Origin of the sequence: Paracoccus aminophilus JCM 7686 (genome assembly GCF_000444995.1) — a bacterium.
In the GTDB taxonomy this organism is placed as follows: Bacteria; Pseudomonadota; Alphaproteobacteria; order Rhodobacterales; family Rhodobacteraceae; genus Paracoccus; species Paracoccus aminophilus.
In genome coordinates, this window is sequence record NC_022041.1 from 1,285,418 (window position 1) to 1,298,156 (window position 12,739).

General features: G+C 63.9%; 11 protein-coding genes and 2 tRNA genes. 9 read left to right on the forward strand and 4 right to left on the reverse strand.

Going from position 1 to position 12,739, the window contains the following annotated elements:
• Positions 1-52: 52 nt before the first annotated feature.
• Positions 53-1,126: an ABC transporter substrate-binding protein gene (locus tag JCM7686_RS06435; RefSeq protein WP_020950047.1), complete on the reverse strand. Its 1,074-nt coding sequence runs from the start codon at positions 1,124-1,126 to the stop codon at positions 53-55.
• 311 nt (positions 1,127-1,437) lie between these two features.
• Between JCM7686_RS06435 and JCM7686_RS23365 the strand changes: the two genes are divergently transcribed.
• The 4 genes from JCM7686_RS23365 to JCM7686_RS06455 are packed head-to-tail and all read left to right on the forward strand — an operon-like array spanning position 1,438 to position 4,267.
• Positions 1,438-2,187 (forward strand): type 2 periplasmic-binding domain-containing protein, encoded by a 750-nt coding sequence (locus tag JCM7686_RS23365; RefSeq protein ID WP_020950048.1) that lies wholly within the window; start codon positions 1,438-1,440, stop codon positions 2,185-2,187.
• Complete coding sequence (locus JCM7686_RS06445) at positions 2,178-2,753, forward strand: SCO family protein (protein WP_051201525.1); 576 nt, start codon at positions 2,178-2,180, stop codon at positions 2,751-2,753. Before JCM7686_RS23365 ends, JCM7686_RS06445 begins: the two co-directional genes overlap by 10 nt.
• Complete coding sequence (locus JCM7686_RS06450) at positions 2,746-3,228, forward strand: copper chaperone PCu(A)C (RefSeq protein ID WP_020950050.1); 483 nt, start codon at positions 2,746-2,748, stop codon at positions 3,226-3,228. The genes JCM7686_RS06445 and JCM7686_RS06450 overlap by 8 nt, the downstream gene beginning before the upstream one ends.
• The gene (locus JCM7686_RS06455; protein ID WP_020950051.1) at positions 3,200-4,267 is read left to right on the forward strand and encodes a cytochrome-c peroxidase; all 1,068 of its coding nucleotides are present in this window, start codon (positions 3,200-3,202) and stop codon (positions 4,265-4,267) included. Before JCM7686_RS06450 ends, JCM7686_RS06455 begins: the two co-directional genes overlap by 29 nt.
• 80 nt (positions 4,268-4,347) lie before the next feature.
• Here the strand turns inward: JCM7686_RS06455 and JCM7686_RS06460 are convergent.
• The 3 genes from JCM7686_RS06460 to JCM7686_RS06470 all read right to left on the reverse strand — a co-directional run bounded on the left by JCM7686_RS06460 (position 4,348) and on the right by JCM7686_RS06470 (position 5,468).
• A tRNA-Asn gene (locus JCM7686_RS06460) sits at positions 4,348-4,422 on the reverse strand.
• A 33-nt stretch (positions 4,423-4,455) separates the two neighbouring features.
• Positions 4,456-4,530: transfer RNA gene (locus JCM7686_RS06465), tRNA-Asn, on the reverse strand.
• Positions 4,531-4,601: 71 nt separating this feature from the next.
• On the reverse strand, positions 4,602-5,468 hold the full coding sequence (locus tag JCM7686_RS06470) for an MBL fold metallo-hydrolase (RefSeq protein ID WP_041527180.1): 867 nt from the start codon (positions 5,466-5,468) through the stop codon (positions 4,602-4,604).
• 34 nt (positions 5,469-5,502) lie between these two features.
• On the opposite strand from JCM7686_RS06470, the gene JCM7686_RS06475 reads away from it, so the two are divergent.
• The 5 genes from JCM7686_RS06475 (at position 5,503) to dnaE (ending at position 12,677) form a co-directional block, all read left to right on the forward strand.
• Positions 5,503-6,843 (forward strand): ATP-binding protein, encoded by a 1,341-nt coding sequence (locus JCM7686_RS06475; protein ID WP_020950053.1) that lies wholly within the window; start codon positions 5,503-5,505, stop codon positions 6,841-6,843.
• A gap of 70 nt (positions 6,844-6,913) precedes the next feature.
• Positions 6,914-7,840, forward strand: coding sequence for an ACP S-malonyltransferase (gene fabD / locus JCM7686_RS06480; RefSeq protein WP_020950054.1), 927 nt, complete (start codon positions 6,914-6,916; stop codon positions 7,838-7,840).
• Positions 7,841-7,928: 88 nt separating this feature from the next.
• Positions 7,929-8,666: a 3-oxoacyl-ACP reductase FabG gene (fabG, locus tag JCM7686_RS06485; RefSeq protein ID WP_041527181.1), complete on the forward strand. Its 738-nt coding sequence runs from the start codon at positions 7,929-7,931 to the stop codon at positions 8,664-8,666.
• 148 nt (positions 8,667-8,814) lie between these two features.
• Positions 8,815-9,048, forward strand: a complete 234-nt coding sequence (locus JCM7686_RS06490; RefSeq protein ID WP_020950056.1) for an acyl carrier protein — start codon at positions 8,815-8,817, stop codon at positions 9,046-9,048.
• Between the two features lie 155 nt (positions 9,049-9,203).
• Positions 9,204-12,677: a DNA polymerase III subunit alpha gene (gene dnaE / locus JCM7686_RS06495; protein ID WP_020950057.1), complete on the forward strand. Its 3,474-nt coding sequence runs from the start codon at positions 9,204-9,206 to the stop codon at positions 12,675-12,677.
• The last annotated feature ends 62 nt before the right edge of the window (positions 12,678-12,739 follow it).

Here is a 12,739-nt window from a genome sequence, read left to right on the forward strand (position 1 = left end):
CTGACAGATGTCGCCCGTCCCGCAATCCCGCGCGGACAGGCGGCAATGTGGTTCAGTTGTAGACGGAATATTCGCCGCCCGCGAAGAAGCGCCCGTCGACGAAATCCTTGATTTGGGCGGAGCTGAGCTTGCGGTCGGTCAGGATGTCGTCGCCCTGATCGACATACCAGGCCTGGAAGCGCTCGATATTGTCACGCGCGCTGTCGGCATCGGTCTCGCCCTTCATGAACTCGAAGGTCGAGGGATCGGTGATCTGAAATTTCGCGATCTCGATTGGCACGCGGGTGCCTTCGGCGATCAGCTCTGAGGCTTCGTCGATATTGGCCGCGATCCAGGCCTTGGTGCGCTCATGCGCGATCAGGAAGGCATGGACCGCCTCGGGGTATTCGTTGACGAAATCGCGCATCGCGAAATAGGACACGCGGCCCGCGCCATTGACGTAAACCCCGTCATCGGGCGAGCGGCCGATGATCTTGACCTCACCCGACAGATAAAGCGCGGCGGCATTGTTGACGGCCAGATGCGCGGCGGTCGCGTCGATTGCGCCCGACAGCAGCGCGGCATTGGTCGCAGCCGAGTTGTCGATCGACTGATAGCGAACCTTGCCCGGTTTCTCGCGGCTGTCCAAAGGCAGACCCGCCTTGGCCAAGGCCTCGAACGGCGAGGTGAAATAGCACGAGATCCGCGACGAGCCGAAAAGCTTGCCCTCAAGGTCGGCAATGGAATTGATCTTGTCGTTATTGGCGCGGGCGAGGATCGGCGTGCGGTATTTGTCCGAAGGCTCGGACAGCCAGACGATCACCGCATCAAGGCCGTTCGCCTTGTGGATCGTGGCGGGATAGACCATGCGCTGCGCAATCGCGATGCCGCCATTGTTGAGCGCGGCGGATTCGGCGCCGACCAGCTCGGCGGTGCCAGAGGCGATCAGGTTGACCTTGGTCACGCCGATCTTGTCGAATTCCTCTTTCAGAAAGCCCTTCTCCTGCGCGACAACCGTCCAGGGTCGCAGTTGCAGGTTGATCGAGGTCAGGGGCTCTTTCGCCGCAGCGGGCGCAATGGCCGTCGCGGCGGCAAGGCTTGCGGCCAGCACGGTGCTGCGGGCAAGATTTCGCAGGTTGTAGGACACGAGACGACTCCGTGAGGGTGGGTTCACGAATATCTATCGGTCGAGTCGTCTTTTAAGATCAATCGCCCCGGCGGTCCGCATTTATTTGCCGCGCGGAAAGATATTCTTGCGCTGGCAAAAGCCATTGGCCGCAATGGCGCGGGGCAGGGCGAGAGCGTCGCACGACGCCGCCGGATTGGAATAATCTTCGCGATTTTGTGATCGAGGCCGGTTCCGAAAGAATTTCTTCCGCTTTCGTGAAGGTTTTATGCGTTTTCGGCTGGGCGGGCTTCTCGTTAGGCCGAGGGGACAACAGCAATTCCGGCTCCCTTATGTCCTCTCGCGCCCCTCTGATCCGACCGCTCGGCCTTGCCGTCGCCCTGTGCCTCGGCGCGCCTGCGCTCGCGGCAGAGCCGGGGACGAGCGCGCCGAATGAGGCGCTGCGCGTGGCGCTGCCGCCCGGTCCACCGGAGCCTGTGGGCGTCGAGGCGCGCGCCTATACCGAGGACGGGATTGCCCCGGCCTTTGCTCGCGATCTGGCCAAAGCTTTGGGGCGCAAGCTGCAATCCGTCCCGGTTTCTGAGGCACATCTGCGCCTCTCGCACGGGGCGAGCGAAGGCCTTGCGACCGGCTATCGCTCTGGCCTCAGCGTCGCGATGCGCAGCGATACCGATATTCGCAGCTGGGATCAGATCAAGGGCCGCACGGTTTGCTTTACCGAAACCAACAGCGCCGCGCGTCAGGTGATCCTGGATCGCGGTGCCGTCCCGATGCCGCAGCGCGCGCCCGCTTTGTCGCTGGTCAAGCTCCGCACCGGCGATTGCGATGCGGCTTTGCATGAGGCGGTGCTGCTCGACCGACTGTTCGCTCTGCCCGATTGGCAAAAATTTTCGGCGAGCTTGCCGCCGTTGGACGCGCGCCCTCTGGTCCTGACCGCGATCACACCCGAGGTCACGCCGCAGCTTTCCGAGGCGCTGACCAAGGTTAGCTCCGACAAAGCATGGCAGGCCCGGACCGAGAAATGGGCGCGCAATGTCGCCTTCGAGGTCTGGCTGGAACAGGATGCGCCCGATTGCCACTGACCTTTCGCCCCCTGATCGCTGCGCTTGCGTTCAGCCTTGCCCTTGCCGGGGCGGCCCCCGCGCAAGAGATCGGCGCGGATTTCTCGCTGCCCGCAACTGATGGGCGCCGCCTCGATCCCGAGGCCCTTCGCGGCAAGCCCTATCTCTTGTTCTTCGGCTTCACCCATTGCCCGGAAATCTGCCCGATGGCGCTTTCGGAAATCGCGCTTCGGCTGGATGAGCTTGGCCTTGAGGGCGATCGGCTCACGCCGATCTTTGTCACCGTCGATCCGGCGCGCGATACGCTCGCGCATCTGCGTGACTATCTCGGCTGGTTCGACCCGCGCCTGATCGGCCTTTCGGGTAGTGCTGCCGAGACCGAGGCCATCGCCCGCAGTTTTCGCGCCACCTATCGCAAGGTCCCGACCGAGGGCGGCGATTACACCATGGACCACAGCGCCGCGATTTATCTGATCGACGGCGCGGGGGAATTCTTCGGCCATATCGACTACCGCGACCCTCCCGAGAGCCAGCTTGCCGCTTTGCGCGCGCTCCTCGCGGCTGAAAAGGACAATCACCATGATTAGACAGCTTTGGACCGGCCTGGCCTTCGTGACCCTGATGGCGGGGGCGGCCTGGCCCGCCGCGCGCATCGAGATCGGCCAGCCCTGGTCGCCCGCCACGCCGCCCGCGGCCAAGGTCGGCGCGGGATATGGCACGATCACCAATCACGGCGCGGCGGCCGATCGGCTGCTTGGCGGCTCTAGCCCGATTGCGACCCGCGTCGAGATCCATGAGCTGCGCCAGAATGGCGATACGGCCGAGATGCGGCTGATCGAGAATGGCATCGAGATTGCGCCCGGCGGCACGCTCGAGCTGCAACCGGGCGCCTATCATCTGATGCTGATCGGGCTGAGCGCGCCTTTGACGGCAGGTGATCGCATTCCGGTGACGCTGGAATTCGAAAAGGCCGGTCCAATCGAGGCGGAATTCGCGATCCGCCCGGCGGGCAAGCAGGGCGCGGGCGGGCATCATGACGCGGCGGGCGCGCATCAGCATTAGGGCGGCGCTGGCGGGGCTTGCCTGCGTCGCGGCCCTTGCAGGCGCGGCGCGGCCCGAGGATCTGCGCGTGGTCTATGCCCGAGCGCAGGCCGATTGGCCCGCCTCGGCCCAAGCTATGGGACAGCCGCCGGGCGATCTCGCGCCGTCGGCCCTGTTGCCGCCACCTGATCCGGGGCTTGCCGCTTTGGGACGGGCGTTTTTTCACGACCGCCGCCTTTCGGCATCTGGGGCAACCTCCTGCGCCGATTGCCACCAGCCCGCGCATGGCCTGTCAGAGCCGCGCCCTTCGGTGCCGGGCGTCGGGCGCAAGACACCCAGCCTTCACGCGGTGATCCATCGCCGCTCATGGGGGTGGGACGGGCGTCACAAAACGCTGCGCGCGGCGCTGCTTGCTCCGCTGACCCATCCCGCAGAGATGGGGAATGCCGATCTGGAGGCGCTCATTCGTCGCGTCGAGCCCGACTATGGCGCAGAGCTCACGGCAGAACTCACGGCGGTTTTCGGGGATGCCAAGCTGAGCTCTAGCCGCCTTGCCGATGCTGTGGCGGCATGGCTTCAAAATCAGGACCTCCCATCGCGCCTCGACCGCTTTCTGACGGGCGAGGGCGAGCTCACCGATCAGGAGTTGCTGGGCCTTCATCTGTTTCGCACCAAGGCACGTTGCGTGATCTGTCACCACGGCCCGACGTTGAGCGATGAGCGCTTTCATAACCTCGGCCTCTCGTCCTTCGGCGAGGCCTCGCAGGATCTCGGGCGTTGGCGGGCCACGCAGGCCCCGGAGGATACCGGGCGGTTTCGCACCGCATCCTTGCGCGGGATCGCGGCCCGCGCGCCCTATATGCACAGCGGCCATTTCGCGACTTTAGCGGGGGTGGTGCGCTTTTATGCGCGCGGCGGCGGCGAGGTCCGGGCGCGCGGGGCGGCTGAGGCCGCGCGTCCGCTTTTTGCTGAGGCTGCCCGTCTTGCGCCCGAACTCCAGCCCCTCGATCTGAGCGAGTCCGAAATTGCCGCTCTGGTGGCGTTTCTGCAGGCGCTTTAGGTCTTTGGAGGCGCTTTTGCGCGCATGACGCGTGAGCGGTGCCCGAAGGGCGCCTGATTTAATGAGAGAAGAGAGGGAAATGGCTCCGGCGGTAGGGATCGAACCTACGACCAATTGATTAACAGTCAACTGCTCTACCGCTGAGCTACGCCGGAACATTTTTTGCCGTGAAAGGCGCGGTGTTTACATGGCTCCGGCGGTAGGGATCGAACCTACGACCAATTGATTAACAGTCAACTGCTCTACCGCTGAGCTACGCCGGATCATGTGAGGGGTGTATAGCCAGAGCTTCCGGTCTCGTCCAGAGGGGTTTGTCATTTTTTTGTCGACTTGGCTATTTCAGGTAAAATCTTGAATCCTCAGAGATTTCGTCATCATGTCTGACCGCGCCAAGCTCGTCCAAGGCGATGAGATGGGCAAGCACGTTGCGGCTGGCCGCATGAATCAGCGTGGGCCCCACGTCATAGATGCGCGCCGCCAGCTCGCGGGCATTTCCGGGCGCGCTCGCAAGCGCCTCGAGAATTTGGCGGGTGCGGTCGCGGCGATGGGCGACGAGCTCGGCGAGCCGCGCCGCGGGGGCCTCGATCGGTGCGCCATGGGCGGGATAAAGCCGCGCCGCGCCAAGGCATTGCAGACGCGCCATCGAGCGGAAGTAATCGGTCAGATCGCCATCGGGGGGCGAAATCAGCGTCGAGGACCAGCCGAGCACGAGATCGCCGCAAAAGATGTCCGAGCCCTGTTGGAAGCTCAGATGATTGCCGAAATGGCCGGGGGTGTGGCGCGCGGTGAGGCTCCATTCGCCCGTCGCGACGGTCTCGCCATCGGCCAGCAGGATGTCGGGCGTGAAAGCTGCATCCACGCCCTCGCCACCGCCCGCATAGCCCGCGGCGACGATCCGGCTCATGGCGGGGGAGCGTCCGGCGCCCGAGGGGCCAAAGGCCAGCACCGGCGCACCGGTCACGTGCGCCAGCGGACGGGCGAGCGGCGAGTGGTCGAGATGGGAATGGGTCACGAAAATATGGGTGATGCGCCCATCTGCCGCCGCTGCAAGGATCGCGTCGAGGTGCTCGGGAAGGTCGGGGCCGGGGTCGATGACGGCAAATTCACGGTCGCCGAGCAGGAATGTGTTGGTCCCCGGACCGGTGAGCGGTGAGGGGTTTGGCGCAAGGATGACCCTGGGGGCTTTTTCGAGAGCTGTCATGGCGCTAGCCTAGGGCGGAACGACAGGGGTTTCCATGAATTTCGACTGGCTCAAAAGACTGATGCCACGCGGGCTTTACGGGCGGGCGGCGCTGATTCTCTTTCTGCCGGTCGTCGTGGTGACGGCGGTGGTGACGGTGATGTTTCTTCAGCGCCATTTCGAGGATGTGACGCGGCAGATGACCTCGGGCCTCTCGCCCGAACTGGCGCTGATCTCGGCGCGGATCGAGGATGCGCCCGATCTCGCCACCGCGATTGCAGATGGCGAAGAGGTGGCGGCACCGCTGGGGCTGACGCTTGCCTTGCCGGTGGCGGTGCCGGGAGAGGACGGGCGCGGCGCGTTCGATCTTTCGGGACGGGTGGTGATCGCGACGCTTCATGATCTGCTGCCCGAAGTGCGCGCGGTCGATCTCTTGGACGGCAAGAATGTGATCGTGACGCTTGAGAGCCGGTTCGGCCCCTATGAGGTTAGCTTTTCGCGCCGCCGGGTTTCTGCCTCGAACCCGCACCAGCTTTTGGTGCTGATGGTCGGGACCTCGATCCTGATGTCGGTGATCGCCTCGATCTTTCTGCGCAATCAGCTGCGTCCGATCCGCCGGCTTGCGGGCGTCGCCGAGGATTACGGCAAGGGGCGGATCCTGCCCTACCGGCCCTCGGGGGCGATCGAGGTGCGCAAGGCCGGGCAGGCCTTTCTCGACATGCGCTCGCGGATTGAGCGGCAAAACGAGCAGCGCGGCCAGATGCTCTCGGGGATCAGCCACGATCTGCGCACGCCATTGACCCGGCTGCGGCTGGGGCTGTCGATGCTCTCGACCGATTACCCGCCCGAGCGTGACGAGATCGAGGGGCTGGAAAGCGATGTCGCGGCGATGGGGGTGATGGTCGATGCCTTTCTCGCCCATGCCCGCAGCGTGGCGCAAGATACGCCCCCGACCGAGATGGTCGCGCTGGATTTCGTGCGCCGCATTGTGGCCGACGCCCGGCGCGGCGGGCTTGCGGTCGAGATCGGGCTGTTTGATGGTGATCCCGAGGGGCTGGTGACCTTCCGCCCCGATTCCCTGCGCCGTGCCGTTGAAAACCTGATCGGTAATGCCGCGCGCTATGGCGATCATGTCGTGGTCGATGCGGCCTTGGGGCCGAGCTTCTTTCGGATCTCGGTCGAGGATGACGGCCCGGGCATCCCGCTCGAGCGGCGCGACGAGGCGTTGCGCCCCTTCACCCGGCTCGATCCGGCGCGCAACCAGAACAAGGGCGAGGGCGTCGGTCTGGGGCTGGCGATTGCCACCGATATCGCGCGCTCGCATGGCGGACAGCTGCGGCTGGTCGATGGCGATCGGCTGGGCGGTTTGCGCGCTGAGATTGTGCTGCCGCGCTGAGCGCGCAGTTGCGGGACCGCGCCGTTCTGGATAAGCCTTGCCAAAGCACAGAGAAAGAAAGGACGTTCCGATGCGCGCATTCGTATTCCCGGGACAGGGCGCACAAGTGATCGGCATGGGGCGCGACCTGGCCGAAGCCTATCCCGCCGCCCGCGAGGTCTTTGACGAGGTCGATGAGGCGCTCGGCGAAAAGCTGTCGGATCTGATCTGGAACGGCGATATCGAGACCCTGACGCTGACCCAAAACGCTCAGCCCGCGCTGATGGCGACCTCGCTTGCGGCCTTCCGTGCGCTCGAGGCCGAGGGCTTCGGGATCAAGGATGCGGATTATGTCGCGGGTCACTCCCTGGGCGAATATTCGGCGCTTTGCGCGGCGGGCGCCCTGACGCTCTCGGATACGGCGCGTCTGTTGCGCCTGCGCGGACAGGCCATGCAAGAGGCGGTGCCGGTCGGGCAGGGCGCGATGGCCGCAATCCTCGGGCTCGATTTCGCGGCGGTCGAGCAGATTGCGCGCGACGCGGCCGAAGACGAGGTCTGTCAGGCGGCCAATGACAATGATCCCGCGCAGGTGGTGATCTCGGGCCATAAGGCCGCAGTCGAGCGCGCCGCAGTTTTGGCCAAGGAGCGCGGCGCGAAACGCGCGCTGATGCTGCCGGTCTCGGCGCCGTTCCATTCTGCCTTGATGCAGCCGGCTGCCGCCGTCATGGCCGAGGCTCTGGCAGGCGTCGAGATTGGCGCTCCGGCAGTGCCGCTCATCGCCAATGTGCTGGCCGAGCCGGTGGTTGAGCCCGGGCTCATCCGCCGCTTGCTGGTCGAGCAGGTCACGGGCTCGGTGCGCTGGCGCGAGAGCGTGCTGTTCCTGCAGGGCGCGGGCGTCACCGAATATTGGGAGATTGGCGCGGGCAAGGCGCTGTCGGGCATGATCAAGCGCATCGACAAGGAGGCCGTGGCCAAAAACGTCGCGACCCCCGCCGATCTTGCGGCATTGAAGGGCTGAGGCTCGGGGCCGGGGTTTGCTTCCGGTCGAGGCCGGGGGCGCTGCCCCCGGACCCCCGGGATATTTGGACATGAAAGACGGAGAGACAATGTTTGATCTGACGGGCAAGAGGGCGCTGATCACCGGCGCGTCTGGTGGCATCGGCGGGGCGATTGCCGAGGTTCTGCACGGGGCGGGCGCGGAGGTCACGCTCTCGGGCACGCGGGAGGCGCCGTTGCGCGAGCTTGCTGACAAGCTTGGCGCGCGCGCTCATGTCGCAGTTGCGAATCTTTCCGATGCTGCGGCGGTCGAGGCTTTGCCGAAGACCGCGGCCGAGCTGATGGGCGGGGTCGATATTCTGGTCAACAATGCCGGGATCACCCGCGACAACCTGTTCATGCGCATGTCCGATGAGGAATGGGCGCAGGTGATCGAGGTCAATCTGACCTCGAGCTTCCGGCTCTGCCGGGCGGTTCTGCGCGGCATGATGAAGGCGCGTTGGGGGCGGATCGTGAATATCTCCTCGATCGTCGGCGCGACCGGAAACCCGGGGCAGGGCAATTATGCTGCTGCCAAGGCCGGTCTGGTCGGCATGTCGAAAAGCCTTGCTTTTGAAGTGATTAGCCGCGGGATTACCGTGAACTGCGTCGCGCCGGGCTTTGTCGAGACCGCCATGACTGGCAAGCTCACTGACGAGCAGAAAGCCCGGATCCTGACCCAGGTTCCGGCTGGGCGTATGGGCACCTCCGAAGAGATTGCCGCCGCCGCGCTTTATCTGGCGAGCCCGGAGGCTGGCTATGTCACTGGCACAACCCTGCATGTGAATGGCGGCATGGCGATGCTCTGAGCATCGGCGGATTTTGGTTTAACCAGTTGCAAGATCACAGGCTCGTGCTATATCCCGCGAACAAGCCGCAGGGAGAACCGCCTTCGGCTGTCGCCGGTATTGATCTGGCAACATCATGGGCGGATGCCCGCGAAAGTGAGGAAGAGATATGAGCGATATCGCTGATCGCGTGAAAAAGATCGTCGTCGAGCATCTGGGCGTCGACGAGGACAAGGTGACGGAATCGGCTTCCTTCATCGATGATCTGGGTGCGGATTCGCTCGACACCGTCGAGCTGGTCATGGCCTTCGAAGAAGAATTCGGGATCGAAATTCCGGATGACGCTGCCGAGACCATCCAGACCTTTGGTGACGCCGTGAACTTCATTCAGGGCGCGGTCTGATCTTTTCGGACTGACGGACTTTTGCGGCGCCTTCCCCAGCGGGAGGCGCCGTATTCATTTTCCGGCCCCGTTGGCGCGCGCTTTTTCGCGCCTTCTTTTCGCCGCAGTGCCGGGTCGCGATTGGACTTGGCGGGGAGATGTCCTAAATTCAGGGCATGACCCAAAGCTCTCCTCGATTCATTCACCTGCGCACCCATTCCGAGCATTCGCTTCTGGAGGGCGCGATCCATGCGGCCAAGCTGCCCGCGCTTGCGGCCGAGATGGGGATGCCGGCGGTCGCGTTGACCGACAGCAATGCGCTTTTCGCGGGGCTCGAGTTTTCGGTCAAATCGCAGGACAAGGGCGTGCAGCCGATCATCGGCTGTCAGGTCAGCGTCGTGACCGAGAAAGTGACCGGGCCGATCGTGCTTTTGGCGCAGAACCGGGCGGGCTGGCTCAATCTGATGAGCCTTTCGACGGTGCTTTACATGCGCGAGGGCACGGCACCGGTCCACGTCACTCTGGCCGAGCTGGAAAGCCGGACAGAGGGGCTGATCTGTCTGACCGGCGGGGCGCTTGGGCCCTTGGGCCAATTGGTCGGCCAGGGGCTTTTGCCCGAGGCGCGCGCTTTCGTCGAAGAGCTCAAGCGTTTTTACCCCGACCGGCTTTATGTCGAGCTGCAACGCCATCGCGACGGCTCGGGCCAACCCGTGGCTGAAGAGGTCTCGGCCGAGGGGGGCATGATTGATCTGGCCTATGCGCTCGATCTGCCATTGGTCGCGACGAATGATGTCTATTTCCCGAAGCCCGATCTTTACGACGCCCATGATGCGCTGATCTGCATCGCCGAGCGCGCCTATGTCGATCAGACCCAGCCGCGCCGCCGTCTGACGCCGTCCCATTACTTCAAATCCTCCGAGGAAATGGCCGCGCTTTTCGCCGATCTGCCCGAGGCGATCGAGAATACCGTGGAAATCGCGCGGCGCTGCTCTTTTGCCGTGGCCAAGCACAAGCCGATCCTGCCGCGCTTTGCCGATGACGAGGTGGTCGAGCTTCGGCGTCAGGCCGAGGAGGGGCTGGCGCGGCGCTTGGCGGTCATTCCTCATTCGACCACGGTCGAGGAATATGAAAAGCGCCTGCAATTCGAGCTCGATATCATCGAGCAGATGGGTTTTCCCGGCTATTTCCTGATCGTTGCCGATTTTATCAAATGGGCCAAGGATCACGGCATTCCAGTCGGGCCGGGCCGGGGGTCGGGTGCGGGCTCGCTCGTCGCCTATGCGCTGACCATTACCGATATCGATCCCTTGCGCTATTCGCTGCTCTTTGAGCGCTTCCTCAACCCCGAGCGGGTCTCGATGCCGGACTTCGACATCGACTTCTGCATGGATCGCCGCGAAGAGGTCATTCGCTACGTTCAGGACCGCTATGGCCGCGACAAGGTCGGCCAGATCATCACCTTCGGTGCGCTTTTGTCGAAAGCCGCGGTACGCGACGTGGGCCGCGTGCTGCAATTGCCCTTCGGTCAGGTCGATCGTCTGTCGAAGATGATCCCGGTTGAGGGAGTGAAGCCGGTTTCGGTGACGAAGGCGCTGGCCGATGAGCCGCGTCTGCGCGAGGCGGCGAAGGAAGAGGTCGTCGCGCGGCTGCTCGATTATGCGGCCAAGCTCGAAGGGCTTTACCGCAACGCCTCGACCCATGCCGCGGGGGTGGTGATCTCGCCCGATCCGCTCGATCAGCTGGTGCCGATCTACCGCGATCCGGCCTCGGACATGCCCGCGACCCAGTTCAATATGAAATGGGTCGAGCAGGCCGGTCTGGTCAAATTCGACTTTCTTGGCCTGAAGACACTGACCGTCATCCAAAACGCCGTCGATCTGATCCGGGGCGGTGGACGACATCTGCATATCGCGCCCGATGGCCGCACGCTTTATGCGCCGCCCGAGACCGAGATCGACGAAATCAACGCGATCCCGCTGGATGACGCGCCGACCTATGAGCTCTTCTCGGCGGCGCGCACGGTTGCGGTCTTTCAGGTGGAAAGCTCGGGCATGATGGATGCGCTGCGGCGCATGCGCCCGACCTGTATCGAGGATATCGTGGCCCTCGTGGCGCTTTACCGCCCCGGCCCGATGGAGAATATCCCGACCTATTGCGATGTGAAGAACGGCGTTAAACCGCTGGAATCCTTGCATCCGACGATTGATCCGATCCTGTCCGAGACGCAGGGCATCATCGTCTATCAGGAACAGGTGATGCAGATCGCGCAGGTCATGGCGGGTTATTCGCTTGGCGGCGCCGACCTGTTGCGCCGCGCCATGGGCAAGAAGATCGCCGAGGAAATGGCCAAGGAGCGCCCGAAATTCGTCGAGGGCTGCAAGGCGCAGGGGATTGATGCCAAGAAATCGGGCGAGGTTTTCGACCTGCTCGAAAAATTCGCGAATTACGGCTTCAACAAATCTCACGCCGCCGCCTATGCCGTGGTCAGCTATCAGACGGCTTGGCTCAAGGCGAACCATCCGGTCGAGTTCATGGCTGCGGTGATGAACTGCGATATCCATCTGACCGACAAACTTGCGATCTATAAGCGCGAGACCGACCGGATGGGGATCGAGATGGTGCCGCCTTGCGTGAACCGCTCGCTTGCCACCTATAGCGTGAAAGAGGGGCGCATCCATTATGCGCTCGGCGCGCTCAAAGGTGTCGGTGGCGAGGCGATGAATCTGATCGTCAAGGCGCGGGGCGAGACGCCCTTCCGCGATATGGTCGATTTTGCACGCCGGGTTGATATGAAGCGTGTGGGCAAGCGGCCGCTCGAAACTTTGGCGCGGGCCGGGGCTTTCGATCAGCTCGATCCGAACCGCTCGAAAGTGCTGCGTGCGCTTGACGGGCTGGTCGCTTGGTCGGCGGCGGTGCAAGAGGCCGCGCAATCGAACCAGAGCTCGCTGTTCGGGGGCGGCGAGGATCTGCCGCCGCCGCGCGCCGTCACCGCGCCTTTGTGGCTGCCGACCGAGAAACTGGCCGAGGAACATGCGGCGGTCGGCTTCTATCTCTCGGGCCATCCGCTCGACGATTATCAGACCGCGCTCAAGCGCAAGAATGTTTCGACCTTGGCCGAGATCACGCTGGCGGCGCAGGATGGCGCGATGGTTGCCTCGATTGCGGGCACGGTCTCGAGCCGGCAAGAGAAGAAATCGGCCAAGGGCACGCGCTACGCCTTTGTCAGCCTGTCGGACCCGACCGGGCTTTACGAGGTCACGGTCTTTTCCGACACGCTCGACGCGCATCGGCAGGATCTTGAACCGGGCGCCAATGTCGTCTTGCAGGTGCAGGTCGAGCCCTCGGGCGAATTGGTCAAGCTTTTGGCGCGCGGCGTCACGCCGCTCGAAGCCGCGATTGCCGATGCCGGGGCCGACCGTCTGGCGATCACGATTGCCGATCTTCATCCGGTTCCCGAGATCGCGGCCGCCCTGCAACGCATTCTGAGCGAGGTCAAAGCGCCCGCGCGGGCCCGCGGTCCGATCAGTCTGCGATTCCGTGACGGCGACGATTTGGTCGATGTCGAGATCGCTGCGGATGCCCCGCTCACAACCCCCGCGCGACAGGCCCTAAGGGCAATTCCCGGCGTGCTCGAAATCGTCGACGAATAAGTTCAGTCGCAGACAAATTAGACTTGGAATCGCCCTGAACTCTCTGCTTAATGCCGCCAACC

Excerpts from the sequence above, each read along its gene's own strand:
- JCM7686_RS06470 (WP_041527180.1), bottom strand. The coding sequence starts at position 5,468 with ATGACAGCTCTCGAAAAAGCCCCCAGGGTCATCCTTGCGCCAAACCCC.
- JCM7686_RS06475 (WP_020950053.1), top strand. The coding sequence starts at position 5,503 with ATGAATTTCGACTGGCTCAAAAGACTGATGCCACGCGGGCTTTACGGG.
- JCM7686_RS06450 (WP_020950050.1), top strand. The coding sequence starts at position 2,746 with ATGATTAGACAGCTTTGGACCGGCCTGGCCTTCGTGACCCTGATGGCG.
- fabG (WP_041527181.1), top strand. The coding sequence starts at position 7,929 with ATGTTTGATCTGACGGGCAAGAGGGCGCTGATCACCGGCGCGTCTGGT.
- JCM7686_RS23365 (WP_020950048.1), top strand. The coding sequence starts at position 1,438 with ATGTCCTCTCGCGCCCCTCTGATCCGACCGCTCGGCCTTGCCGTCGCC.
- JCM7686_RS06455 (WP_020950051.1), top strand. The coding sequence starts at position 3,200 with ATGACGCGGCGGGCGCGCATCAGCATTAGGGCGGCGCTGGCGGGGCTT.
- dnaE (WP_020950057.1), top strand. The coding sequence starts at position 9,204 with ATGACCCAAAGCTCTCCTCGATTCATTCACCTGCGCACCCATTCCGAG.
- JCM7686_RS06490 (WP_020950056.1), top strand. The coding sequence starts at position 8,815 with ATGAGCGATATCGCTGATCGCGTGAAAAAGATCGTCGTCGAGCATCTG.
- fabD (WP_020950054.1), top strand. The coding sequence starts at position 6,914 with ATGCGCGCATTCGTATTCCCGGGACAGGGCGCACAAGTGATCGGCATG.